Source organism: Synechococcus sp. OH2 (assembly GCF_047462155.1).
Lineage (GTDB): Bacteria > Cyanobacteriota > Cyanobacteriia > Thermostichales > Thermostichaceae > Thermostichus.
Genome location: NZ_JANSIR010000119.1, coordinates 12,166 through 12,765 on the forward strand (window position 1 = coordinate 12,166; position 600 = coordinate 12,765).

General features: G+C 66.3%; 1 protein-coding gene. It reads right to left on the reverse strand.

The window, feature by feature from the left end; translation table 11 throughout:
* The coding region (locus NW835_RS13160) for a sigma 54-interacting transcriptional regulator (protein ID WP_414415523.1) at positions 1–600 on the reverse strand (600 nt) is incomplete at both ends.

The window sequence follows — 600 nt, forward strand, 5'->3', positions numbered from 1 at the left end:
CGGCGGCACTTTGATGGCCATCACCCAGGGGTCGAGGGCGGGGATGGGCCGTTCTGACACCATCAGCAGACGACAGCGACAGGGGCGCTCCTCTCCCGGATCCCCTTCCCCCCGCTGCACAGGGGTGTAGGATCCCGTCTCCAGCAGGCGCAGCAACTTGGGCATCAGCTCGGCGGGCAGCTCATGCAGGTTGTTCAACAGCAGCGTGCCCTCTCCCAGCCACTCCAGCAACCCCGGTTTGCCCCCCGCCCGTCCGAACAAGTCTGCCCCACTGGCCTGCAGGGCGCTGCAATCCACCTTGATCATGGGCTGGCGCCGCCGCGGGGATCCAAAATGGATCAGGGCGGCGACGTTGTCTTTTTCCAGGCCCGGCTCCCCAAAGATCAACACCGGCTTGCTGCTCTGGGCTGCCTCTTTAATCTGCTGCCGCAGGCGCACCGCATAGCGGCTGGAGCCGACGATCCCCCGCTCCACCTTCGGCACCAGGTAGGGGCGCAAAGCCACTTGCCGCTCCTGCTCGTAGCTGAGGCGCTCTTGAGCCTGGGCCAGAGCCTCGGCCAATTGCCCCGAGTGCTCTGCCAGCCAACGACGTACCACCGC